This is a genomic window from Ignavibacteriales bacterium, from assembly GCA_026390575.1.
Classification (GTDB): Bacteria; Bacteroidota; Ignavibacteria; order UBA10030; family UBA10030; genus Fen-1298.
This window is the reverse complement of sequence record JAPLFR010000016.1, coordinates 149,528-175,535: the sequence shown is the minus strand read 5'-3', so window position 1 is coordinate 175,535 and position 26,008 is coordinate 149,528. Positions and strand designations below refer to the sequence as shown.

Genomic DNA, 26,008 nt, shown 5'->3' with positions numbered 1-26,008 from the left:
CTTTGTATGGGGTTGTCCAAAAAGAATGAAAATGTCACCCCGAACTCCTGCCTGCCGAAGTGCATCGGCACGCAGGCAAGTGTTTCGGGGTCTAATTTTTTATAAAAAAACAGATGCTGAAACGAGTTCAGCATGACAACTCCGGACTTTTTAGACAGCTTCGTTTATAACAAAACCGAAAAATTTATGAGAACTCCGGTAGGAATTCAACGGAAACATTTCAGATAAATCGAAATTACTAACCCGAATATGTGAAACTCGTCTGGAGTTCTACATTGCTGTTGTTACGGAGGGTTATAAACGGACAATCCAAGCTCGCGGCAGGTTCGTCTAAGTACGAAGTGTATGTTCAAGAAGGCTGGCATACGAGATTTGTAGATTTTTAATTTACAGGTACGACTCCGTAGGAGTCGCACGTTTGTAACAAAAACCAACAAATGCATGAGAACTCCGTTAGGAGTTCAACACTCAATGCCGACAATGAACCTGTTATCTCGTTCACTGATTAGCTAAAATAATTTTTAGAATGGAAACTCGTGATCGTACCAGTACTTCGTCATTTCCAGCCAGAAGAAAAGTCCGCGCCATTTTCCCGTATATCTTCGTTCGATCGTACGGTCACTGACGATTCTCCCGTTGTGATACATTTTAAAGTACTGAGCTCGTCCCCATGAATCAAGTCCAAGATAGTCATATCTGCCGAGCAGTTTGAGCATGTTTCCAGCCGAGTACGCACCAACACCTTTGATGGAGCGAAGTTCTTTAAAGAGTGCCTCTGTTGAAAGTTCAGATGAACGCCAGCATTCAATATCCAAACTGCCGCTCGCAACTTTTTCAGCAAATTCTAATAGATACGGAGAACGGTAACCGGCTTTAATGTGCTTTCGCAGAAACTGATCTGTTGTGCCGGCAAGTGCTTCCGGCGAAGGAAAAGATTTAAGGCCATGATCAAATGATTCGCCAAGTTTTTCAACAAGATTGTTTGTCATGATTTCGGTAAACGCCCAGCTGCAATTTGTTGTGCAAATCATTTTTACAACATCTTCAAAGACCGAAGGCGAGCGAAGCATGCGCCCGGCCTTTATCTTAGCAATCCATCGATAGTTCGGATAACGTCGAGTTTCACGATAGAAATCAGAGAAATCTTCTGTCAATCGCAAACACGATCCAATTTGCCCGATAACTTCGGAACGGTGAGCAACAGTAAGCAATAAAGCACTCTCCGTTTTGATGTTCAGCAATGATTCTTTTTTTTCTGATATCTCACAGAGAACGAGTGAGCCGTTGGTCAAAGTAAGAATACGGTTCAATGCCCGATGTTCTTTATCCACATTGAACGGGCGTAAAGAACACCAGCCATGGCTGTACACTGTTCGCCAAAAGTCGAAATCCTTAGGTGCATCAAGTGTGATTATCGCAGTTTTCAAAACGCTTTTTCCTTTGTCTGATACTATGATAATTTTAATGTACCACCCGTACAATCGAGATGCAAAATTACATATGAATTGCTTTTCCGCTAATCCTTTCCGATTTTTTAGAAGTCGATCACACTGACTCAACAATTCAAAGGAGTGTTTTATGCCGAGAGGCTTCTTTATACCACAAGGATATCGTCCGATTTTAGATTTATATGAGACTGAACACGCCATTGCAAAAATCAAAGATTTTTTTCAATTAAATCTTGCCCTTGAGTTAGATCTTACTCGTATGACAGCTCCATTATTTGTTTTGAAGGGTACCGGAGTAAATGACGATCTAAATGGTGTTGAACGTCCGGTTGCATTCAAAATACGACATTTAAAAGATCAAGAGGCTGAAGTTGTACAATCTCTGGCAAAATGGAAACGGATGGCATTAGCTGATTACAAAGTGCCTATTGGTTCTGGCATTTATACTGATATGAATGCAATTCGTTCAGATGAAACGCTGGATAACCTTCATTCGTTGTATGTCGATCAGTGGGATTGGGAAAAAGTCATCACTGCCGAACAGCGGACGCTGACATATCTTCAAAGGATCGTTCAAACGATTTATGATGTTATTCGCCGTACAGAATTATATGTGTATCATGAATATCCTGAAATCAAGCCGGTTCTTCCGGAAGAAATTACATTCATTCATTCGGAAGAATTACTAAAACGTTATCCAACTTTAACACCGCAGGAGCGGGAGGATGCAATTGTCCGTGAATACAAAGCTGTGTTTATTATTGGCATCGGCGGAAAGCTTACCGACGGAACAAAGCATGATGGACGTGCTCCTGATTACGATGATTGGACTTTGAACGGCGATATTTTTGTTTGGAATCCCGTTACAGAATGCGCCTTTGAGCTGTCATCTATGGGAATCCGTGTTGACAAGGCGGCACTTGATAAACAACTCAAACTATCCGGACAAGAACAGCGTTTGAAATTAAAATTCCATCAACGGCTTATGAATGACGAGCTGCCGCTTTCCATCGGCGGCGGTATCGGCCAGTCACGCTTATGTATGTTGTATCTTCGTAAAGCCCATGTCGGAGAAATTCAAGCAAGCATCTGGCCGGAAGAAATGATCGCAGAATGCAAACAAAACAATATCGTTTTGTTATGAATAAGCTGATCTTCTCGCGATTCGTTTTTATCCCATGGATCAGAAGAAAACTGCTCTCTCCATTGCAGTGAGAGTATACTCTAACGGCCCTATCCATGCATCTTCACTATACTGCATATGGTTCGGAGTCATTACCGGCGCTCATCATACTTCATGGATTATTAGGCTCGTCAGATAATTGGCATTCATTTGGAAAAATATTTGGCGAGCGCTTTCGCACATTTATTCCAGATGCCCGAAATCATGGACGTTCACCGCATAGCGATGTGTTCAACTACCAGGCGATGGCAGAGGATGTAGTAGAGTTTATGATGCAGCATTGCATTCCTTCAACTTCGTTGATGGGGCATTCCATGGGTGGAAAAACTGCAGCGCTTGCGGCATTGCTTCATCCGGAACTTGTTGATAAACTCATTGTTGTAGATATCGCACCGAGATCATATCAAGCACAACACGACCAAGTTTTTAATGCTTTGACTTCTCTCGATTTGAATGCCTTTCGATATCGGAAAGACATCGATGAAGCACTTGCTTTGAAGATTCCTGAAGCGTCGGTCCGGCAATTTCTCATGAAGAATCTGATGCGGGATGACTCCGGCTTGTTTCATTGGAGACTGAACCTTGATGCAATTGAAAAGAACTATGCACAGATCAATGAAGAACTTCCGCGAGATCGTCAATTTCAAGGTCCGGCACTTTTTATCCGTGGTGAGAACTCAGAGTATATCCAAATGGAAGATTTACCATTCATCGGCCAAATTTTTCCAAAAGCGGAGCTTGTCACTGTCAAAAACGCAGGCCATTGGGTGCATGTGGACGCACCAGAAGAATTTTCCGATACGGTTCTCGACTTCTTGTCTTTCTAATTGTTATTCGGTAGTTTTTGATAAAACCAATATCCTGGTCCCCTTTATAGAAACAGTTTATACATTCTTATAAATGAGCTTATAGCTAAAATGTGAAGTTCATGAAGGTGTTTTTATTCATCGATTTCTATGACCGTTAATCGAAAAAATGTGAAAAATATATCTCTTATTTCATATACTGCGTTGTTATTAAATAATTCTATGAGTCGAACCACTCTTGGAGAAACTTATCATGAAGCTCACACTATCCATTCAATTGTTTCTACTACTGGTTCTTGTTATGACGTCTCCTAATGCTCCAGCTAGTGAATTCAAGAAGGGAGAAACCTTCCACGGGTTTAAGCTCCTCGAGAAACGTTTCGTGAAGGAAGTAAATGCCGAATGTCTTTACTTCGAACATATAAAAAGCGGGGCGCGCCTTCTTAAAATAGCTGCAAATGATCCGAATAAAACATTCAGCATTGCATTCAAGACAGACCCGGAATCTGATGCAGGTACACCACACATCATGGAGCATTCCCTACTGAATGGCTCTAAGAACTTTCCTGTGAAAAGTCCGTTTGATCAGCTGATGAAGGGATCGCTGATAACGTTTCTCAATGCATTTACCGGTAATGACCTTACGTGTTTTCCCTTTGCAAGTATAAACGACAAGGATTACTTCAATGTCATGCATGTCTATTTAGATGCCGTATTCAATCCTCTCGTAGTGAGTGATCCTCGCATTTTAAAACAAGAAGGCTGGCATTATGAGATGGACTCGGTGAAGGCTCCTCTTGTCTATAAAGGGGTTGTCTATAACGAAATGAAAGGTTCCTATTCCAATCCGACGCGAGAATTGAATTATCAAATCTATAAGAACCTTTTTCCGAACAACGGATATCGGTTTACTGCAGGCGGGTATCCGCAAGCGATTCCACAATTGACATACGATAAGTTCGTGAAGTTTTACAAGAAATATTACCACCCGGTGAACAGCTATATTATGCTGTACGGTAATGCAGATTTAGACCAAGAACTCGCCTACATCGACAAGGATTATCTCTCAAAATACGATAAAGCTTCCTGTCCAAAAAGTTTTCCTATTCAAAAACCATTTTCAAAGATGAAAGAAGTTACAGCATTCTATGCCACAGCGGAAGGGAGCAAGGCTGAAAATCAAACCTATCTGACCTTCAATGTCGTTGCAGGACTCAATACGGACAGAGCAACCACAATGGCGCTGAACATTTTATGCGATCTTCTCGTGAATCAGGAAGCCGCACCGATCCGGCTGGCATTACAGAAAGCAGGCATCGGTCAGGATGTGAATGCATCTGTGGACGAGCTTCAGCAGAACGTGTTTCAGATCCAGGTGCAGAATGCCAATCCAACGGATAAAAAGAAGTTCTTTGACATTGTCATGTCAACACTTCATGAGGTTGTAAAGAATGGACTGGATAAAAAAGCGGTCGAAGGAGCGATCAACCGCACTGAATTTCAATTGCGTGAAGGGAATGATGCGCAAAAAGGTATTACCTACAATTTCCAGATTCTGCCGGGATGGTTCTTTGCCGATGATCCATTCCTAACTCTGGAATACGAAAAACCACTGGCGAAAGTGAAGACTGCACTCGATAGTAAATACTTTGAATCCGTTATACAAAACTATATCATCAAGAATCCGCATGCACTTCTCTTGGTGCTAGAACCAAAACCGGGTTTGGAAAAAGAGAATAATGCAAAAACCGAGCGGGAGTTAAAGAAATATAGAGCTGCACTTTCTGTAAAAGCAAAGGAACGATTGGTCAAAGAAACTCAGGAATTGGTGGAGTATCAGAAGCGGGAAAATACACCTGAAGCGCTTGCAACGATTCCTCTGCTGGAGAGAAAAGACATCAATCCGAAAGCAACATGGTACGCAGTTGAGGAACAAACCGTTTCAGATGTTCCGGTTTTGTATCATGAAGAATTCACAAACGACGTTGTTTACACGCGAATGCACTTTGACCTGCGCGCTCTGCCTGCGGACTTGATCCCATACGCAGCGCTCCTTGCCGAAGTGCTTGGAAGCCAGAATACAGATAATTATTCTTTTGGTGATTTGGATATAGCATTGAATACCCATACAGGCGGATTTAATGCATCTATCGCTACATACCTGGAGAGCAATAGTGATACCCTGATGATTCCGAAATTTGTGCTCAATGCGAAGGTCATGAACACGAAGACTGCTAAGTTGTTCGAACTACTCACTGAAATCACGAACCACACACGTTATGCAGATATAGAGCGCCTCAAATCAATTGTCACGCGCCATCAAGCAAGGCTCGATGCTCAGGTGAAACAGGATGGGTACGGATATGCTCGGCGGCGACTTCTGTCTTATTTTACCAATACGGGAATGTTGAATGAATTGATAAATGGATTCGAATACTACTGGTTTGTCACGGATCTGGCTACGAACTTCGATAAAAAATCAAAAGAGATCAGCGAGAAACTCGCTCAAACTGCCTCGCTATTGTTCAAGAAAGGCAATTTTGTTACTGCCTTAACGTGCGGAAAGAATGATATGCCGGCTGTCACGCAGGAATTTACAAAGTACGCAAATGCTCTTTCTCCTGGAAAAGAAGAGCTCAAAACCTGGAAGTTTACTTTCGAAAAAAAGAACGAGGGATTTCTTACTGCTTCCAAAGTGCAATATGTAATGAAAGGATATGATTTCAAGCAACTCGGCTATTCCTGGAATGGAAAGATCCATGTACTCAGCCAGATTCTTTCTTCCGATTGGCTGCAAAACCGTATTCGGGTGATTGGAGGTGCGTATGGAGGATTCAGTAATTTTTCAAAAAATGGACAGGTGATATTCAGTTCCTACCGTGATCCAAATCTTAAGGAGAGTCTGGATAATTACGATGCAATTCCTGATTATCTCGACAAACTCGAGGTTACCGACAAAGAGATGACAAGGTACATCATCGGCACAATTGCCGGGTTGGATCATCCATTGACACCTTCACAGAAAGGTGATGTCGCTGTAAGGTACTATTTGGAAAAGTCAAAACCGGAGGATCAACAACACGAACGTGACGAGGTTATTGGGACAACTCTGAGCGATATCAAAGCGATGAGGAAGATGGTTGCGGATGTTCTTGCCCAGAAAGTCATTTGTGTTTACGGAAACGAGGAAAAAGTCAAAGCTCAAAAAGATTTGTTTGGAAAGATTGAACAGATCACTCATTGACCGGGTATTCACACTGGCAGCCTGTGGTCTGAAAATGAATCCTGCAGGACTGGATATTAATTAAAAGTTACCAATCATCATTTTTCAGTTTGCAGTAAGTTGAAGCCCGCGTTGAGAAATCAGCGCGGCCTTTTTTAAAAGCATTATTCTTTTACTGATAACTGATAACTGAAAACTGCTTTCTCCTTTTCACACCACCTGTCCCGCCGCCCATCCGGATGACCAGGCCCACTGAAAATTGTACCCTCCAAGCCAACCGCTCACATCAACCACTTCGCCAATAAAAAAAAGACCGGGGATTCTTTTTGATTCCATGGTTTTTGAAGAGAGTTCATTCGTGTCGACGCCGCCGATAGTCACTTCAGCTTTTGCATAGCCTTCTGTTCCGGTCGGAACAAGAAGCCAGTTCGTAAGCGATGCGGCAATCGATTTCAAGTCATCTGTCGAATATCGATTCATCGGTTTCGATTCTCCTCTTTGTGCAAACCACGCTTTCGTAAAGCTCGCAGGGAGAAATTGTTCCAGGATCGTTGCGGGCTGTTTTTTGCTATGATGATGTGTTTTCAACAAGTCGAGAGCGTCAATGTCTGGAAGAAGGTTGACTGATAGAGAATCTCCGGGATTCCAGTAAGATGAAATCTGTAAAATAGCAGGACCGCTTAAACCGCGATGTGTAAGCAAAATGTTTTCCCGGAATGAAATTCCCTTGTAACTCACTTCAGCATCAAGCGAAACACCGCTCAGTTCTTGAAATGAATTGAAATCTTTTGAATCGAATTTTAATGGCACGAGCCCCGGCTTTGGTGGAATGATATTGATGCCGAATTGTTCAGCAATTTTGAGGCCGTAATTTGTTGCGCCCATCTTTGGAATCGAAAGTCCGCCGGTAGCGATGACAAGATGAGCAGTGATCAATGTGGAGTGATCAGTGATCAATTCGAAGCCATCTTCCAGCTGTGTGATTCTTTTAACCTTCGAGTCGGTCTGAACAGTAACTCCGACGCTCTGGCATTCTTTTACGAGCATGTGGATGATTTGTTCCGCACTTCCATCGCAGAAGAGTTGGCCGTGTTTCCTCTCGTGATAGTGAATGCAATGTTTTTCAATCAGCGAAATAAAATCTGTCGGTGTATATCGTGCTAATGCAGATTTACAGAAGTGTGGATTCTGTGAGATGAAATTCGACGGATTCACATTTCTGTTTGTGAAGTTGCATTTGCCGCCGCCGGAGATTCGGATTTTCTCGCCGATCTTCTTATTATGATCTACAACAAGGACGGAGCGTCCTCGCTTGCCGGCTTCGATAGCGCACATGAGTCCTGCTGCGCCTGCTCCAATGATGATAACATCTGTATTCATAAGTACTTCCAATATCGATGAAATTCTTTTATCCAGCAAATCACGGGTTGCAAACAAGCCAAGGGTTTGGTAGATTAACGGTGGAGGTACGGAAGTCTCATCGTATGATAGTATCAAGAAACGAATAGAATCAAGAAATCCATGGCGATAGACAGAATTGCTGCGCGGCAACAGATAGAAAAATTAGTTCAATTCTTCGAATCCAATATTTACCAATTCAAATCTTCTACATTCAACGAAACTCAAGCACGCGGGCAGTTGATTGATCCTTTCTTTGAGGCGCTTGGCTGGGATGTGCATAATCGCTTAATGCTGCCGCTGTTTCGTCAAGAGGTGATGCCTGAATCGCGGGTGAAGACGAATGTTGGCAAAGAAGTGAGGGAACAGGAACCGCTCTTTCCGAAAAAAGAAACCCTCGGCAAGGAATATAAAGAGTACACTTCCATTCTGGATTACATTGCAGAGGACGAATATAAAGCGAGTTCCAAAGAAGCAGTTAAAAAACCTGATTACAGATTTCGCATTGGCGGGCAAACAAAATTCTTTGTTGAAGCAAAGAAACCCTCCGTCGATCTTGTGAAAAGTCAGGGAGCGATCTTTCAAGTAAAACGGTACGGATTTTCCGGGCGCGTGCCGCTTGCCATTCTTACAGACTTTGATGAGTTCCGCACATTCGATTGCACCCAGCGCCCTTTATTTGAAAAACCGAAATTAGGCGTTATACACGATTTTGATTTAACATATAAACAGTACCTGGATCGATTCGATCTTCTTTACGATACGTTCTCGCGCGAAGCTGTAGCGGGAGGTTCGCTTGAAGCGCTGACAAAGAAAATGATGCTCAAGCGCACAGGTGATTTTGCGCTCGACCGTGAATTTTTGGAAGACCTATCCAAGTGGCGCGAAGAGTTGGCACGGGATATTGCAAAGCATCCGAAGAACCGCCGGCTCCTGAACGATTACACACTCAATGAAGCCGTACAGCGCATCCTCGACCGTATCGTGTTCATCCGTGTATGTGAAGACAGAGAAATCGAAGTTGAGAATACTTTGCTTGCCATCTTGCGAATGTGGAAAGAACGCCGCGGGTTATCGTTGTATTCGTTGTTGAATGATTTGTTCAAACAGCGGCGGTCGTTGTATAACGGTTTACTCTTCAGCCAGCATCCATGCGAAGAGATGGAGGTTGGCGACGAGGTATTGATAAAAATTCTGGAGAATCTGAATTATCCGTTTTCGCCGTATCACTTCAATGAGATCGGCGTCGAGATACTTGGAAGTATTTATGAAAAATTCCTCGGCAAGACAATTCATCTCGCACCGAAGAATGTCGTCATAAAAGAGAAGCCGGAAGTTCGAAAGGCAGGCGGAGTCTATTACACGCCGCAGTATATTGTTAAGTACATCGTGGAGAATACAATAGGGAAAATGTTATATGAGGAACCAGAGAAACCTTCCGAAGGTATCTCTGCTCATTCTCAGGAACCTTCGGAAGGTAACAAAAGGCTCAAGCTCTCGCCAAAACAAGTTTCAAAATTAAAGATCATCGACATTGCTTGCGGAAGCGGTTCGTTCCTGCTTGGCGCATTTCAGAAACTGATCGATTATTCCATAGAATGGTACACCGCGCATCCTGAAGATATTAAAACGGAAAACAATGTGCCGGATGCATATAAAGACACAGACGGCAATTACCATCTTTCGCCGCGTAAGAAGCGGGATATTTTAGTGAACAATATTTATGGCGTTGATATCGACCGACAGGCGGTGGAAGTAACGCAGATGTCGCTGTATTTAAAAGTGTTAGAAGGAGAAAATGCCGAAACGCTCAATCCACAAATGACACTTGCGCTGAAGGAAGTATATCTGCCTTCGCTTGCAAAGAATATCAAATGCGGCAACTCGCTGATTGGGACAGATTTTACTTCGCAGGGAGAAATGTTCGACGATGAAGCTCGACGTAAAGTAAATCCGTTTGATTGGGAAATGGAATTTCCGGAAATTCTTGGCGGCGGCGGGAAACCTTCTGAAGGTTCACCAAGCGAAACAAAGAAACCTTCGGAAGGATCACACGGCTTCGATGTCGTGATTGGGAATCCGCCGTATGTAAGACCACATAACATAGAAGAATATGCAAAGGAATACTATTGGTTACATTACAAGACTTTTGTAAAGAAATCAGATTTATACTGTTGCTTTCTTCAAAAAGCAATATACATCCTAAAAAACAGAGGGATGTTAGGATATATCATTTCAGATGGTTGGATGAGGCTTGATAGTTTTGAAGTATTAAGAAATCATCTCTTAAATAGTTGTATCGTGTCAGAACTTACCGAGTTGCCTGATAAAGTTTTTGAAGATGCAACTGTGAAAACTGGTATAGTCTTGCTTGAGAAGAACAAATTAAAACAAGAGAGATCTTCTAATGAAATATTAATTATTCGATTTGATGAAGATAAAAAAGTTTTTGAGAGAGAAAGAGGAATTGAACAAGAACTCTTCGAAAATACCTATAAAAATGTTTTTGATACATCTCTTAGTCCCCAAGTTCAAAGATTTAAGAATCGTATTTCTGTTGCTTCTACTCCATTGGGGAATTTAGTCGACATCAGATTCGGGCTAAAGACAGCTGATGATGAAATGTTTATTGGGACAAAAAAGGCGTCATCAAAACATAAACCTCTTTTAAGAGGCGACAATGTAAGTCGATATGGTTTTCAGTTTTGTGGTGAATATGTTTGGTATGTGCCAGAAAAGATGAGAGAACATAGGAACACGGCAAGACCAGGAGAGCCTACACGATTCGAACAGCCTAAGATTTTAGTGAAAGACACGTCTAGCCGATTAGGTGCTACGTTGGATGTAGAAAGCTACTATGTTAAGGACGTACTTTTAGTAACGAAAAAGTCTTCTGTAGAAATTAGTCTCCAATATATACTTGGCTTGATTAATTCTAAAATGATGAAATACTACTATGAAAGTACTTTTCCTACGTTGCACGTCCAAAATGAGGAGCTTGCAAGTCTTCCCATTCACACAATTGATTTTGCGCAATCTGTCGAAAAGAAAATGCACGACGATCTCGTGTCGCTCGTGGAAAAAATGTTGGAGTTCAACAAGCAATTGCAAAAAGCTCATTTTGACAGCGAGAAGGAACCCATCGAGCGCCAAATCGCCGCTACAGATAAAAAGATTGATGACATTGTTTATGAGTTGTACGGATTGACAGAAGAAGAGATAAAGATTGTGGAAGGCAAAACATCGTAGAGACGTATAATTATACGTCTCTACACCTCCAATTGTACTGATTGATTACATGGTAGAGACGTAACAATGTTACGTCTCTACAAAAGCAAAAACCTTGTTTGCATGGGGCATGACAAAGAAAAAAAGAGGGAGAGATAAAGATTGTAGAGAGGCGGTCTGTTCGGGTTGTGAAGAAGATTTTAGGGATGTGAGGCAGGCAATTTACCGATCCACACGCCAGGAGCTCAAATTATACCGATTAACCGTGGTAGAGGCGTAACAATGGTAAAATGTATTATTAATAAAAATATATCGCTGTAGAGGCGTAAAAATTTCATTCTTAAAACGATTAAACCCGGTAGAGACGTAATATATTGCGTCTTTAAAGATTATGAAAATATTGCTATCGTAAATAATATTATTGAATCATCATAGTAGAAACATGCATGTAGAGACGTAGCATGCTACGTCTACAAAGAATTGAATGACATTATTTAAAAACACATTTCGGATTGAATCGACGCGGTTGAAGGGATATGATTATTCTCAGCCAGGGGAATATTTTGTAACAGTAAACACGAATAATCATGAATGCCTATTCGGTACGGTGATAGAAGAAGAAATGAGATTATCGCCTGTTGGCAAGATCGCAAAAAATTGTTGGGAGGAAATTCCAAAACATTTTCACAATATCGATTTGGATGAATTTGTTATCATGCCAAACCATGTCCATGGGATCATAATTATAAACGAAAATGATACGACCGTTGATTCCAAATTTAAAGGCAGAGACGTTCAATTGAACGTCTCTACGGGGAAAATGGTATGGAAATCACCGAAACGAGGCTCATTGGGTACGATCATTCGTTCGTACAAATCTGCCGTTTCAAAATGGTGTCATGATAATGATTTCGATAATTTCGAATGGCAATCCCGTTATTATGATCACATTATTCGAGGTGAAAAAGAGCTGCAAAACATTCGCGATTATATTATCAACAATCCAATAAAATGGTTTTTGGAGAAAGAAAATCCAGATGGAGATAAATAATATTTTCCTACAGTTTTAACATCCATATGTACGATTTCAAGAAATATTTTTTAATTAGATTATTTTTTAGGAACTCGCAATAAAATTTCGTATCTTATTTCAGCCGCAGATCGCGGCTAACCGCATCCGTGCAAATAGGCATCGGAAGCGGGCATTTGAGACTCGCTCTCTGATGATAATTTAGCAAGCGCCCATAACGAAGAAGCAATTCTATCAATGCGGCGAAGTGATGGTTCTGAGTTAAAAAGAACCGGCACTAAGGTACAGCACGGAAGAACCAACCAATGATGTGTTCTTCTTTCTAAGTCGCCTCAAAAGCGCACTTGTACGCACTCTGTAATAGCGTATCCGCCACCGGCGGAGTTTATCTTCTGCAAGTTTTCAATACTGTTCAGCGTGTTTCCTCATTTTTATTGTAAGGATATATTTATGCCATTTTCAAAACTTGGCCTTGCCGATGAATTAGTGCAAGGCATTCTCGCTACAGGTTATACTGCGCCTACAGCAATACAAGAACGTGCTATACCATTAGCAGTAGCAGGCCGCGATATTATCGGCTGCGCACAAACAGGCACCGGCAAAACTGCAGCTTTCGCTCTGCCGATGTTGAATCATTTTATAAAAGAAAGACCGCAAATGAAGGGACATTTCACCCGCGGTCTCGTTCTCACACCGACCCGTGAACTTGCCCAGCAAGGAGAAGAATTTACTGCAGGCTACGGCCGCTTTGCCGGTTTGCAGAGTATCGCTATTTTTGGCGGTGTCAATATGGAAAACCAGATCAGGCGTCTTCGACGCGGCGTGGATATTGTATTTGCCACACCGGGGCGTCTGCTTGATCATATCAGTCGGCGCACGGTTGATTTATCACATGTTGAAATTCTCGTACTCGACGAGGCAGATCGCATGTTCGATATGGGATTCATCGATGATGTCCGCAAGATTATTGCAAAAATTCCTGCGAAGCGGCAGACGCTGCTGTTCTCCGCAACGATGTCGAAGGAAGTGAGAGGGCTTGTCGCTTCCATTCAAAACAAACCTGAATTGATCGAGATTGGAGAACAACGGCGCCCGGTCGAAACCGTGAAGCAGCATTTTTATTCGTCGCCGCAGGATTCAAAAATGGATTTGCTTTTCCACATTCTCAAGACAGAGGAAATGGACAGCATTTTGGTTTTCTCCCGCACGAAACATGGTGCGGATAAAATTTGCACTAAACTTGAACGGAGCGGTATTAAAGCGGTTGCCATTCATTCTAACCGGACGCAAGCGCAACGACAGCGGGCACTGGCAGGATTCAAACAGGGGCAATATAAAGTGATGGTTGCAACCGACATTGCAGCTCGCGGCATCGATGTTGAAGGAATTTCACACGTGGTGAATTTCGATACTCCAACATTTGCAGAAGATTATATTCACCGAATAGGCCGCACAGGGAGAGCGTCTGCAACCGGCGATGCCATTACATTTGTCTCTACTCAAGAACAAAAATATCTGAAGAGCATCGAACGTTTTACCGATAAACATTTTGAGTTGAAGCGGTATCCCGGATTCGATTATGCAAAAAGGCCGCCCGTTGTGGGGAAACACAGCGAAGAAAAGTTTCCGCGAGAACGACGCGATGGCGGTCATGGCAGAAGAGATGATCATCGAGAACGCCGCCACTCAGAATCTTCCGGAAAGCCACACGGCGAGCACCGCGGCACAGAGTCCTCACGACGGCCATATAGTGAACAGCGACGCACTGAGTCCACAGAACGGCCACATCGTGAAGAGCGGCGGACAGAGTCTACAGAACGGCCACGTAGTGAACAACGACGATCAGATTTCACAAAACGACCGCATACTGATCAGCGGCGATCAGAATCCACTGGACGACCACATAGTGAGCAGCGGCACTCGGAGACAACGGCGCGACCGCACGGTGAGCAAAGGCGTTCAGAGTATTCCGGCAAACCACACAGTGAATTTAAACAGAGTGATCACCGGAATGATAACAGAAGCCGACAAGCAATTTCAGATGAGAAACCAAGATTCGTGAAAAAAACATCTTCTTCAACATCTACGCATGCGGCACCGGAAGGTGACTGGCGTACTCTGATGGCATCGATGGAGGAAGGTCGCGGCGGCATTAAGAAGAAGCTGAAGCGGTTATTCATCCGCGATAAAGCATAAGGAACAAGTAATTATGAACTAACGCTTGGATATTGGACTCTTAATCTTTTTTGGTTTAGAGTCCTTTATCAAAACTACCAGAAAGCGTTTCATGATTTCCTTCATCTTTCCGTGTCGCTTCCTTACTTTGGCATTCATAGTTGATCAAAACTGTTTGTCTCTATTGAGCATACGAACTGGTTTGCTTGTCTTTGGGGCCAAAATACATACTAACTGATGTTACGCAAAGTAATTTGATTTATAGCCACGACGTTTACGTCGTGGACAAATAATAAAAAAGCAGCATCGGCTTTAGCCACATTTTGAATCGCTTTGGCTAAAGCCCAGATTTTTTGGGAGATAATAAAACCACGACCTGAAGGTCGTGGCAATATTTTATTGCATTCTGCGTAACTTCAAATACTAATTAATTTTCATTCCTACCCTATGTTTGTTAGGTATTGTGGTGTCAATCCATGATTATTCGATATGGACGCAACTTAAACCAGGAGATCCTTGTTAGTATAGTGTCAGTCCATTGACAATTAAATAGAGCTGATGAACCTATTTCTCAGATTTATTAAACTAACGAGGTTGATGTGAAAAAGCTTTATTTAATGTTTGCAATTCTCTCCATTTTTTTATTTAGCTCAAACACATTCGCTCAGCCAGCTTCTATTACTTGGCCGCTTGATAATACAAATCAATTATTTCCTTCTAATCTTGGTAATGTAACGGGATCGGCTGAATCTATTAGTCCGGGTTCCGGCCAATTTGGAATGAGTGTTTTCGACTATAATATCAACGGTCAAAGACTGTGGGAAGGTACCGCAGGCTGGATAGCAGGTGCCGAAGAACTTAGCCGTTATATCCAGTTTAATGCTTTACCCGCAAGTGGATATAGTTTTACTGTCACTAATGTTTCTTTTAACTACGGTGATAATCAAACCGGGTATAATTTTAACATTTTGAATTCTAATGTCTATTATTCAACTGATAATTGGAACAACAGAACGCTGCTGACTGCTGGTTTAGCATATCTCAACACAACGATGTCAACATTTACTCAAAACGTAAATGTGCAAGTAGCTGCCGGTTCAACTTTTTCTCTAAGGATCTATCCTTTCGCAGTTCAAAATAGTAATGCGGGCACTCCTACTTTTGCTATTCACAATAATGTTGTTATTAATGGTACAACCACTCTTGCACTCGGCTCTCTTTGCGGTATGAAATTCAACGACCTCAATGGCAACGGTGTGAAAGACGCGGGTGAGACAGGCCTTCCGGGTTGGTTAATCAATTTGTCGTACAGCAATGCGGCCGGACATGTGACATTGGTCGATACGACAGATGCAAACGGCAATTATTGTTTCAACAGTTTGCAGGGCGGAGGGACGTACACTGTCTCAGAGACAAACCAAAGCGGATGGCAGCAAACAACCCCATCAACTCCGGGCACCTACACGGTAACACTTGCGGATGGACAGAACATCGACAGCCTCAACTTCGGGAATAAACTTAATCCTGCGGAGTCATGCATCACATGGGATCTATTGAATTCAACTTCTGTAACTTCTGTTGTAGGTAATATTACGGGGCTGCCTGAGTCTATGGGTGTAGGCTCGCCAACTTTAAGCACAGGGTTCCCTGCAAATTTAATGTCAATTTATGGCTACAGTAGCAACGGTCAAGAACTTTGGGTTGGTAATACGGGCGGAACTTGGGTTCCGGATCCTCCGCTTACTCCTACGTTCGATCCTTTGCGTTATATTCAGTTTAATGCGAGTCCTAATAGCGGAAATACTTTTACGGTTACTAACGTTTCATTTAATTATGGTGATGATCCTAACATTGCCAACTTTAACATTTTAAATTTTCAAGCTTATTACTCAACGAACGGCTGGCTCACCAAGATTTTATTGAATTCAACTCCGTTAGTTTACTTAAACTTGACTATGTCTACATTAAATGTTTCGGGCTTAAATGTGCCGGTAGCGAGCGGTCAGACTTTTTCTTTAAGAATCTATATGTACCCGGTTCTGCATGGTATAGCTATGGCTCCTACTTTTGCTATTCACAATAATGTTGTTATTTGCGGTACTACGGCACCTGAAATTATAAAAACCGGTTCCATGTGCGGTATGAAATTTAATGATCTGAATGGCAATGGTGTAAGAGACACGGGTGAGGCGGGACTTCCGGGTTGGATAATTAATTTGTCGTACAACAATGCGGCGGGACATGTGACTTTAACCGACACGACAGACGCAAATGGCAATTATTGTTTCAATAACTTGCAAGGCGGGGGGACGTACACTGTCTCAGAGACAAACCAAAGCGGATGGCAGCAAACGGCTCCACCAACACCGGGCACTTACACAGTAACGCTTACGGGTGGACAAAATATCGACAGCCTCAATTTCGGAAACAAATTAGTTCCCACACTTGGCTGTGTAGAACCACCGCCGGGAATGGTTGCATGGTGGCCCTTCGATGAAACGTCCGGCTCGACATCGATTGATCTTGCAGGATTCAATAATAGCGGCACGCACATCAACGGCCCTGTACCAGTGCCAGCAAAAGTTTCTGGTGGATTACAATTTGATGGAATAAATGATTACGTGGCAGTGCCCGATCATTCTGAACTCAACTTCGGCACTGGTGATTTCTCCATCGACGCGTGGATTAAGACATCCGACAGTACAAATCTCAAGATCATTGTTGATAAACAAACTCTAAACGGGTACATTTATCAAGGATATTCCTTCTATCTCAACTACGGCTACCTCACTGTGCAATTAGCTGATGGTGTGCCTCCGACCTATTTTACGAACTGGAGCCCATTTGTTTTTGTTGCTGACGGAAACTGGCATCATGTCGCCGTAACTGTTTCGAGAAGTAATAACAACGGGATTGTGTTTTATAAAGACGGTGTGGCTACACAGTTCGGAGATCCAACAGTACGCTCAGGCTCACTCACTACTACGAGCCCGTTAACAATAGGCAGGCAATCGTACACGGATCAATTCGAATTCAATGGAATTCTGGATGAGATTGAATTGTTCAACCGTGCGCTCTCTTCGCAGGAAATTGTCTCAATATTTGCCGCCGACAGTGCCGGAAAGTGTAAGCCAAGTAAGCCTACAAACGTAAAGAAAGCTGAAGACGTACCGCAAAGATTTAAGCTTATGCAATCGTATCCCAATCCGTTCAATCCGACGACGCAGATCGCGTACGAAATCCCATTTGGAGAATTTGTGAGCCTTCGCGTCTTTAATTCGCTCGGTCAGCAAGTCGCCGTGCTCGTGAACGAGCAGCGGCCGGCAGGAGCTTATACGGTTACGTTTCATGCGAGCGATCTTCCAAGTGGAATATATTTCTACCGCTTGATTGCTGGTAATTTTCAGCAGACACGCAAGATGTTGCTGTTGAAATAGATTTGCAGTGTAACAGTAAACTGAATTGACTCGCACTCTGTTGGCATCTTTGGAAGAAGGTCTCGGCGGCATTAAGAAGAAGCTGAAGCGATTATTCATCCGCGATAAAGCGTAAAGAAGATATTTCTAAAATATCAAGAAGCTGGGAAAGAGTTCAACGTTCTCTCCCAGCTTTTTTGTTCAATCGTATTTTCCTTCTTGCTTTTGCCGCCTCCATTTCTGAAATTGTTATAAATATAAGAAACTATGAATTAATAACTCTATGAAGAAAAGTTATGATAAATCCAATCTTCTTTATCACACTCAATATCTTGCTTGCAGTTTCGTTTGTTGCGAGTGAAGCACAAGAATTGATCAAGATAAAAACAGCAATGACACTCGAACAGAAAATCGCCCGCTTTGCTCCAACAGAAATTTCTGCTGACATCACAAAACTTTCTCCCGGCGATGTTAAAGCGTTAAATAAAATCATTGAAGCGGCTCAATTAATGGATCCGATATTCTTTCATCAAGTTTGGAGCGGTAATGCAAAAATGCTGATGAAGTTGGAAAAGGATTCCACAACAGCTGGACAAGAACTGCTCCATTACTATCGAATAAATATGGGTCCATGGTCGCTGTTGGATAATAATGCACCATTTATAGATGGGGCGCCAAAAGAAAAACCCGCCGGAGCGAATTACTATCCGGAAGATATGACGAAGCAGGAATTTTCCAAATGGATTGAAGGATTACATGAAAGTGAACGTGAGAAGGCAACGGGTTTTTTCTATGTTGTCCGGCGCGCGGAAGATGGAAGAATGCAGACAATTCCATACAGTAAAGAGTACCGTGAATGGCTGGAACCTGCGGCAAAACTTCTCAAGGAAGCCGCTCAATCGACTGAAAACGTAACCCTGAAGAAATATCTTACTTCGCGTGCAGATGCGTTTGCCAGTAACGATTATTATGCAAGTGACGTTGCATGGATGGAACTTGATGCGCCGATTGAACTCACCATCGGTCCGTATGAAACGTATATGGACGAGTTGTTCAATTATAAGGCAGCATTCGAAGTGTTTGTCACGTTGCGCGATGAAGCCGAATCGGCGAAGCTGGCAAAGTTCAGCAGCTATTTGCAGGATATTGAGAACAATCTTCCGTTTGACGCGAAGTATCGCAATCCAAAACTTGCAGCTCTGTCACCCATTCGCGTGGTAGATGTGATTTATACGGCGGGCGAAGGCAATCGCGGAGTGCAGACAGCAGCGTATAATTTACCGAATGACGAACGGGTGATCCGCGAAAAAGGTTCAAAGCGCGTGATGCTGAAAAATATGCAGGAGGCGAAATTCGACAAGGTGCTTACGCCGATTTCTAAAATGGTGCTTGCTCGGTTACAGCAGAAATATTTGTCATTCGATGCTTTCTTCACGCATATACTTGCGCACGAGCTGATGCACGGTCTCGGCCCGCATAATATTATGGTGAACGGAAAAGAAACGAATGTCCGGCAGGAATTGAAAGAGTTGTATTCTGCAATCGAGGAAGCAAAAGCTGATATAACAGGACTCTTCGCACTTCAGTTTCTTATCGACAAAGGACTTCTTGATAAGAAAATGGAAGAAGAAATGTACACGACATTTCTTGCCAGTATGTTTCGTTCAGTGCGGTTCGGCGTGAACGAAGCGCATGGGAAGGGCGTAGCAATCCAATTCAACTTTCTGACAGATGCAGGTGCCATCAAGATTGATGAAGCGGCAGGAATATTCAGCATAGACAATCTCAAAATAAAAAATGCCGTGAAAAAATTAACGGGTGAAATACTCACGATTGAAGCAGAAGGATCGTATACAAAAGCAAAAGCGTTGATTGAGAAATATGCCGTTATCCGTCCTGCGATGCAAAAGGGACTCGACAAACTCGGATCTATTCCGATAGATATTGAACCTCACTTTACGCTTGTGCCGAAAGCAGCAGGAAGCATTCGATAAGTTTAAACTGTTTCACTCAGAATGGAAAAATATGTCAAAGAAAAGTATTTCCATAGATCAACCCAATGACACTCCATCGAAATCAAGGCGTCGAATGCTGATAGGAATTATTGGGGCAGTCATTGCCATTGCACTCATTATGATCTTTATGCCAAAAAAGACAGGAACCGATAAGTCGACATCACCCATCGCCCCAATGTTCAATAAGCAGGGCGAGTGTACCATCACGAATCGTCATGACAAGCCAATTGTATCCATCGATATTGAAATTGCCGATGACGATAACAAACGAGAGATAGGAATGATGGGACGTCCGGTGATGGATGAACGTCAGGGAATGCTCTTCGTGTTCGAGGAGGAACAAATGGCATCATTCTGGATGAAAAATTGCATTCTTCCACTGGATATGATTTTCATCAACAAGCGTGGAGAGATTGTTACAATTTGTAAGAATACGACGCCATTCTCCGAGCAATCGTACGCTGCCACTGCGATGACACTCTTGGTGCTTGAGGTGAATGCTGGTTTTACCGACAAGTATGATATTAAGGAAGGCGATAGAATTAGTTGGAAGAGGAATTGATTTATGAATCTCTCCGACCGCTTACAGCGATCGGAGAGATAAATTCATCCGGAAAGTTACTTTACGCGGTACCTTCAGGACTCCCGTCTTGTTCTTTGTTGGTGTCCACAAAACGTGATTCATTATTTGATTGATAGCGCTGTTCCAGCTTCTGACGCATCGACTCAATCGCTTCACCCAAACCATGTAAATCTTTCATTGCAGGAATCTGAATTGTCTGCGTGAAATCCAAATTGTTGATCTGCTGCACATCCTTGATAAGACGAGCAATCGGACGTTTAATTTGGAGGCAAAGTATCCAGCCAACAAGACACATGATAAACGCTAGACCGGTTATGGAAATAGTGGAGTAAAGCAATAAGTCTTCCACTGGTTTGAGTATCTTTTTTTCTGGAACTGCAATGATCATCCACAGCTGAACAGTTTGAAATGCACTTGTTAACACTTGCCAGTGAGATTCATTCTGTCGTACGCTTTGCAGCGATATCGCACTTTCCGGCATACCATGTACTTCACTCGTTTTGAAAGAGGATGTATTTTGCAGCAGTATCGATGATGCACTTTGAATGCTTGCGGAATATCCTTCACCGAGCGGTAATTCGGCAAATATAGTATTCAACTTTTTTGCATCCCACACAACAGTTAAAATGAATGGAATATTTCCCAGCTGAAATCGTGTCTGGGTTACGAAAAATTGCTGGTGCGCTGATGTGTCGTTCAGCCAAGCTATTTGAAGCGCGGAATCCATCTTCGAGTGAACCCAATTGCTGTCTTTGACCTGCGGATTCGGCGGTGGATACGCTGTGTTCTGACTCGTCAGTTCATCAGAGAGCTTCAGTGATCGAATTTTTATTTGGATAATTTCCGGATGCAGCGTGACCATAGAACGGAGAACGATTTCCCCTTCTTTAGGGCGTTCCATGACCTGCAAGGCGATGAAGCGTGTAACATCCGACCAACTTGCGATGATGTGATCCAGATCTTCAATGGCATAGGATTGCACATGCCGGATTGTATTCATGCGCTCGGTGATTACCGATGCTTCGTACTTTGAGCGCAGGACTGTCCACACAGCGAGAAGCGCAAGAACTGTAAAAATCCCAACGATGATGAAAATTCTATTTTGAAGAGAAAGTTTCATGTGCATTGTACCCTTCGAACTGAATCATAAAATCATTATCACGAATATAAAAATAATACGAAGAAATTTCTTCAACCTCCACCAGTCTGCAGAAGTACTGAGAATTTGGTCATCAGAAATCGGCGGTCGGTCATATCCGGTTTGGTCGCTGTTGGTCAGGAGGAGAGTCTGATAGTTATGTGCGTAGAATTTTATGGCAACTTCTTCGCTCCGGGAGCATTTAATATGAGGCAATGACTTATTGCCAACCTGTTCGGTTCTGTTTGGGAACCATCACCAGGAAACTTGCATTGGCAAAACGCTGATTATTTTGGCCATGTGAGATTGGTTGCTGGGAACGCAACCAGCATTGAAAACAAGCAACCGATATCTGCCAACGTTCTGAAACTCTCTCTTAACCCACCTTCATCCTCTTCTCGGGTAGAAGTAGAAAATATTTATCGCGGCGAGGTTTCGATCCAGCTCTTCAATCTTCTTGGTCAAGAGATTTTTCGAACATCAGCATCAAAAGTAAATAATCAATTTGCATACACGCTCCACTTACAGCGGCTGCCGCCAAGTCTGTATTTTATCCAGATGAATATGGGGCGTACTGTTTGTAGTGAGAAATTACTGGTCATTTCCAGGAGATCATGAACGATCTGATGTGGTAAGGTATATATTAATCCACCGAATTTTACTAACAAGCGGAGGGCATTCTCGTGATTTAGTAACTCCCTCAATTGCTATCCATTCTTCAAACGAAACAATTTTTTGTATTCATTCATCCTGCAAACTCTCTATGAAGTGCGTTCTGCATTACGGTTGAAATATATTCCTCAAACCCTTCCATATTTCGAGAAACGTGTAAGTCCGACCATGTTCCATTTGGAGTTAGAGACAATTTTGTATATTTTCAATGATGCATTTATCCATAATACGGTTAAAAAGAATGAACCTGTTAAGTGAAAAATATCGACTTGCGCAAATAAGTGTCTGGGTTCAAGAAGGCATTTTTCTTCTGGCATGTTTCTTTTACCTTTTACTTCGAATTCATCCCATTTTCATTCTCGAAGTACACGCACCTGTCTTCTTAAGCGGATCTGATTTTCTATATGATTTTTTTAAAACCCCAGGTGGGTTAGTCAATTGGCTCTCGGCATTTCTAATGCAATTCTGGTTTTCCGATTTTTTAAGTTCCTTATTTTTAGCTGTTTGTTTTTGGATCGTTGGGTTCTTAACCAGAAAATGGATAGAAACCCTGACAGAAAATCATACACTTCATACATTCCATCTGATTCCGGCTTGTCTTTTAATCGTTCTTTACAGCAATTACGATTTTGATCTGAGTGTTACATTAGCAATAATTATTAATTTATTCATTCTGGTTTTATACATTCGTTGGTCACCAAAACAGCAGGTGATTCGTTTAGGATTGGGCTTGGTTATTATCGTTTTATTATATTGGTTCACTGGTGGTGCTTTTCTCTTGTTTGCAGTTCTCTATGGATTGGAGAATCTTCTTTTTAAAAGAAATTTTGTCAACGGCTTTTTATTTTTGTTGATCTCTGCCCTTCTGCCCTTCGCGGCATCGAGGTCTGTTTTTCTCATCAATCTGAAACAGGCATATTTGCATAACTTGACTTTTGAGAATTCGATCGATTTCTGGATCATCGCATACAGTATCCCTGCTTTTTTTCTACTAACACTTTTGATCACATTTATTGTAACGTTACCCGGAATTCGGAAACAATTCTCAAAATTGACCAGAATTGCCTATGGTTGGAAATTGGCGGCTGGAACAATCTTCTTGTTAAGTGGAACAATTCTGTTGGCGAAGGATTCTACCAATGACATAAAAAAGCTTGTTATCCAAGTCAACCGGGCTGTAAGTGAGGAACATTGGACGGACGTGCTCGAGTTGACTCGTCATAGTACGATCGAGACTCCTCTCCTTTTATGTCAAACCAACCTTGCTCTCTTTCAAACAGACAAGCTTCTTGATAGTATGTTTGCCTTTCCTCAATCTAAAGGAATGGCCGGTCTTTTGATGAATCAAACATGGTGTCTCGCATGGTCGGAAGAAGCGAGCAATGTGAGCTGGAAACTAGGGTTGGTGAATGAATCCCAACATTGGGCATCCGAAGCTCTTGAGCATAAGGGGCACACTCCTGATCTTTTAAAACGGCTTGGGATGGTTTATATGGTGAAGGGTGATCATAAGGCAGCTAACCGGTTTTTCCTGAATCTAAAGAAAGTTCCTTTCAAGGAAAAAATCGCAGAGGACCTCATACGGCTCAATGAAAATCCATTAGAACTTGATCTCAACAGCGAGTACAAATACATCCGGTCATGCATGCTCGTCGAGGATTTAATCTCGGTCGCGGGACCGACTTTACCTGAACTCGAGTTATTGCTAAAGCAGAATCCTAAAAATAAAATGGCATTTGAATATTTAATCGCATGTTATTTATTGAATGGCAATGTAAAGGAAATTTGGAATCTTATTCCTTATATAGCTGCAATGACATCTTTCAAAATCCCTCGCCATGTTCAAGAAGCGCTGATGGTTAACGCAGCATTAACTCCAAAATTCGATCTGAGTCAGTTGAAAAAAATAGTTCATCCGCTCAACTTCAATCGATTTGTTGAATACGAACAAATTTTTCGCAAATATGGAGGAAACAAAAACAGCGCACAGCAATATCTGAAAATACAATTTGGCGATACCTATTGGTATTATTTGATGTTTGTCAAACCTTCTTCAAGGCAATCGGAAAATCAAAATGAATATCAATAGTAATATCAAAACGACTGTCCGCTGGATAACATTTATTGGGATTCTCTTTCTGTGTGTTGGTTGCTCAACAACACCTGAGGGAAGAACAGACGTTCAATCCATAGGCCGACGCGCGGTCATTGAGCCTGATTATTCCGGCATAGAAATTCCCCCTAACATCACACCTCTTAATTTTTCTATTAAAGAATCTGGCCAAGAGTATTTCGTCCGGATACATTCCCATCATGGGGAATCGATTCGAATTCAAAACAATTCTGGGAACATCCATATCCCCAAGGAGTCATGGAATAACTTGCTTGCAGAAAACCTTGGACAACAACTCATCTTAGATATCTTTATTAAGAATCAGGCTAATCAATGGATTCGTTTCGATTCCGTAGTGAACCGGATCGCACAGGAATCTATGGATGGCTATCTTACGTACCGAAGATTCGGTCCCCTGTATAACCATTATAGAAAAATGGGTATTTTTCAGCGCAGCCTCGAAACCTTTGACGAAAAACCGATTCTTCTCAACCAGATGACGTCGAACAATTGTATGAACTGTCACAATTTCTGGCAGAACGGAACCGATCGATGGCTTCTCCATTTACGAGGAGCACCTAGTACTTCAATGCTATTGATCGTGGACGGCAAAGTCCAAAGAATCGATACGAAAACCAAGTTCAACGGAGCAACCGCTTATCCAGCGTGGCATCCGTCCGGTAAATTAATTGCGTTTTCAGTCAGCAAATTGCAATTGTTCTTCCATCAGATAGGTGAATGCCGCGATGTGCTTGACACATATTCGGACATTGTTCTGTACGATATTCCAACAAACACCATTACAACGACACCGGAGATTTCCAGCCCTGAACGCATGGAAAATTGGCCTGCGTGGTCCCCTGATGGTAAATTCCTGTATTTCTGCAGCGCTCCGAAATTAGAAACATTTGAAAACCTTCATCAACCCGATGATTTCGTATACAATAAAATCAAATACGATTTAATGCGGATTGCATACGATCCCGTAAGTCGCGGCTGGGGAAAACTCGAAACCGTAATTTCTTCCAATGATATTGGATTAAGCATCACTGAACCAAGGGTATCACCAGACGGCCGCTTTGTTCTCTTCACGGCAGCTCAATATAGTCAGTTCCCGATCTATCTTCCGAGCGCCGATTTATATTTGTTGGATGTAGCAAGTGGTACATGGAAGAAGTTAGATATAAACAGCGATAAGGCTGATTCGTTTCATTCATGGTCAAGTAACAGTCGATGGTTTGTATTCTCGAGCAAACGATACGATAATTTAATCACCATGCCATATTTCAGTCACATTGATTCAATGGGAAATGTATCCAAGCCGTTTGTTCTCCCACAGGAGAATCCTTTGTTTTACGAAACCTGTTTAGAACTTTATAACGTTCCGGAATTCACTAAGGAACCAATTCGTGTTAGTCCACAAATTCTTGCAAAGGCGGCTTTTTCAGAAAAGGATGCTCTGACAGCGAAATTAGATCCGAATGTGCTTTTAAATAGTAATGAGAACAAGTTAAAATCTGTTGCCCCCGATGATCTATCGGGCAAAAAGAATACGACAAACCGCAAAGCGAGCAAATGAG

15 protein-coding genes are annotated in these 26,008 nt (G+C 42.3%); 12 read left to right on the top strand and 3 right to left on the bottom strand.

Features of this window, described 5'->3' with window-relative positions; all coding sequences use genetic code 11:
- Positions 1-521 precede the first annotated feature (521 nt).
- On the bottom strand, positions 522-1,427 hold the full coding sequence (locus NTX44_13620; protein MCX6122643.1) for a hypothetical protein: 906 nt from the start codon (positions 1,425-1,427) through the stop codon (positions 522-524).
- Between the two features lie 151 nt (positions 1,428-1,578).
- Here NTX44_13620 and asnA point away from each other — a divergent pair, with 151 nt between their 5' ends.
- The 3 genes from asnA (at position 1,579) to NTX44_13605 (ending at position 6,681) form a co-directional block, all read left to right on the top strand.
- A complete protein-coding gene (gene asnA / locus NTX44_13615) occupies positions 1,579-2,592 on the top strand; it encodes an aspartate--ammonia ligase (protein ID MCX6122642.1) in 1,014 nt (337 codons plus the stop codon).
- 95 nt (positions 2,593-2,687) lie between these two features.
- Complete coding sequence (locus tag NTX44_13610) at positions 2,688-3,458, top strand: alpha/beta fold hydrolase (GenBank protein MCX6122641.1); 771 nt, start codon at positions 2,688-2,690, stop codon at positions 3,456-3,458.
- Between the two features lie 232 nt (positions 3,459-3,690).
- The gene (locus NTX44_13605) at positions 3,691-6,681 is read left to right on the top strand and encodes an insulinase family protein (GenBank protein ID MCX6122640.1); all 2,991 of its coding nucleotides are present in this window, start codon (positions 3,691-3,693) and stop codon (positions 6,679-6,681) included.
- Between the two features lie 189 nt (positions 6,682-6,870).
- Here NTX44_13605 and NTX44_13600 read toward each other — a convergent pair whose 3' ends face one another.
- A complete protein-coding gene (locus NTX44_13600) occupies positions 6,871-8,040 on the bottom strand; it encodes an NAD(P)/FAD-dependent oxidoreductase (protein ID MCX6122639.1) in 1,170 nt (389 codons plus the stop codon).
- Between the two features lie 141 nt (positions 8,041-8,181).
- Here NTX44_13600 and NTX44_13595 point away from each other — a divergent pair, with 141 nt between their 5' ends.
- The 6 genes from NTX44_13595 (at position 8,182) to NTX44_13570 (ending at position 20,484) form a co-directional block, all read left to right on the top strand.
- On the top strand, positions 8,182-11,307 hold the full coding sequence (locus NTX44_13595; protein MCX6122638.1) for an N-6 DNA methylase: 3,126 nt from the start codon (positions 8,182-8,184) through the stop codon (positions 11,305-11,307).
- A 463-nt stretch (positions 11,308-11,770) separates the two neighbouring features.
- A complete protein-coding gene (locus NTX44_13590) occupies positions 11,771-12,337 on the top strand; it encodes a hypothetical protein (protein ID MCX6122637.1) in 567 nt (188 codons plus the stop codon).
- Positions 12,338-12,766: 429 nt separating this feature from the next.
- Positions 12,767-14,512 (top strand): DEAD/DEAH box helicase, encoded by a 1,746-nt coding sequence (locus NTX44_13585; GenBank protein ID MCX6122636.1) that lies wholly within the window; start codon positions 12,767-12,769, stop codon positions 14,510-14,512.
- Positions 14,513-15,090: 578 nt separating this feature from the next.
- A complete protein-coding gene (locus NTX44_13580; GenBank protein MCX6122635.1) occupies positions 15,091-17,928 on the top strand; it encodes a T9SS type A sorting domain-containing protein in 2,838 nt (945 codons plus the stop codon).
- Positions 17,929-18,203: 275 nt separating this feature from the next.
- On the top strand, positions 18,204-19,901 hold the full coding sequence (locus tag NTX44_13575) for a peptidase (GenBank protein ID MCX6122634.1): 1,698 nt from the start codon (positions 18,204-18,206) through the stop codon (positions 19,899-19,901).
- Between the two features lie 31 nt (positions 19,902-19,932).
- Positions 19,933-20,484 carry a DUF192 domain-containing protein gene (locus NTX44_13570; protein ID MCX6122633.1) on the top strand — a complete coding sequence of 184 codons (552 nt, stop codon included), beginning with the start codon at positions 19,933-19,935 and terminating at the stop codon, positions 20,482-20,484.
- A gap of 61 nt (positions 20,485-20,545) precedes the next feature.
- Here NTX44_13570 and NTX44_13565 read toward each other — a convergent pair whose 3' ends face one another.
- A complete protein-coding gene (locus NTX44_13565; GenBank protein ID MCX6122632.1) occupies positions 20,546-21,625 on the bottom strand; it encodes a hypothetical protein in 1,080 nt (359 codons plus the stop codon).
- Positions 21,626-21,910: 285 nt separating this feature from the next.
- Here NTX44_13565 and NTX44_13560 point away from each other — a divergent pair, with 285 nt between their 5' ends.
- The 3 genes from NTX44_13560 to NTX44_13550 all read left to right on the top strand — a co-directional run bounded on the left by NTX44_13560 (position 21,911) and on the right by NTX44_13550 (position 26,007).
- Entirely contained in the window at positions 21,911-22,261 is a 351-nt protein-coding gene (locus NTX44_13560; protein MCX6122631.1) for a T9SS type A sorting domain-containing protein, read from the top strand.
- A 295-nt stretch (positions 22,262-22,556) separates the two neighbouring features.
- Positions 22,557-24,404 carry a DUF6057 family protein gene (locus tag NTX44_13555; protein ID MCX6122630.1) on the top strand — a complete coding sequence of 616 codons (1,848 nt, stop codon included), beginning with the start codon at positions 22,557-22,559 and terminating at the stop codon, positions 24,402-24,404.
- The gene (locus NTX44_13550; GenBank protein MCX6122629.1) at positions 24,391-26,007 is read left to right on the top strand and encodes a hypothetical protein; all 1,617 of its coding nucleotides are present in this window, start codon (positions 24,391-24,393) and stop codon (positions 26,005-26,007) included. Before NTX44_13555 ends, NTX44_13550 begins: the two co-directional genes overlap by 14 nt.
- Position 26,008: the final 1 nt, after the last annotated feature.

What these genes read in the sequence shown, in the direction of transcription:
- asnA (MCX6122642.1), top strand. Translation starts at nt 1,579, where the DNA reads ATGCCGAGAGGCTTCTTTATACCACAAGGATATCGTCCGATTTTAGAT.
- NTX44_13610 (MCX6122641.1), top strand. Translation starts at nt 2,688, where the DNA reads ATGCATCTTCACTATACTGCATATGGTTCGGAGTCATTACCGGCGCTC.
- NTX44_13605 (MCX6122640.1), top strand. Translation starts at nt 3,691, where the DNA reads ATGAAGCTCACACTATCCATTCAATTGTTTCTACTACTGGTTCTTGTT.
- NTX44_13600 (MCX6122639.1), bottom strand. Translation starts at nt 8,040, where the DNA reads ATGAATACAGATGTTATCATCATTGGAGCAGGCGCAGCAGGACTCATG.
- NTX44_13595 (MCX6122638.1), top strand. Translation starts at nt 8,182, where the DNA reads ATGGCGATAGACAGAATTGCTGCGCGGCAACAGATAGAAAAATTAGTT.
- NTX44_13590 (MCX6122637.1), top strand. Translation starts at nt 11,771, where the DNA reads ATGACATTATTTAAAAACACATTTCGGATTGAATCGACGCGGTTGAAG.
- NTX44_13585 (MCX6122636.1), top strand. Translation starts at nt 12,767, where the DNA reads ATGCCATTTTCAAAACTTGGCCTTGCCGATGAATTAGTGCAAGGCATT.
- NTX44_13575 (MCX6122634.1), top strand. Translation starts at nt 18,204, where the DNA reads ATGATAAATCCAATCTTCTTTATCACACTCAATATCTTGCTTGCAGTT.
- NTX44_13570 (MCX6122633.1), top strand. Translation starts at nt 19,933, where the DNA reads ATGTCAAAGAAAAGTATTTCCATAGATCAACCCAATGACACTCCATCG.
- NTX44_13565 (MCX6122632.1), bottom strand. Translation starts at nt 21,625, where the DNA reads ATGAAACTTTCTCTTCAAAATAGAATTTTCATCATCGTTGGGATTTTT.
- NTX44_13555 (MCX6122630.1), top strand. Translation starts at nt 22,557, where the DNA reads ATGAACCTGTTAAGTGAAAAATATCGACTTGCGCAAATAAGTGTCTGG.
- NTX44_13550 (MCX6122629.1), top strand. Translation starts at nt 24,391, where the DNA reads ATGAATATCAATAGTAATATCAAAACGACTGTCCGCTGGATAACATTT.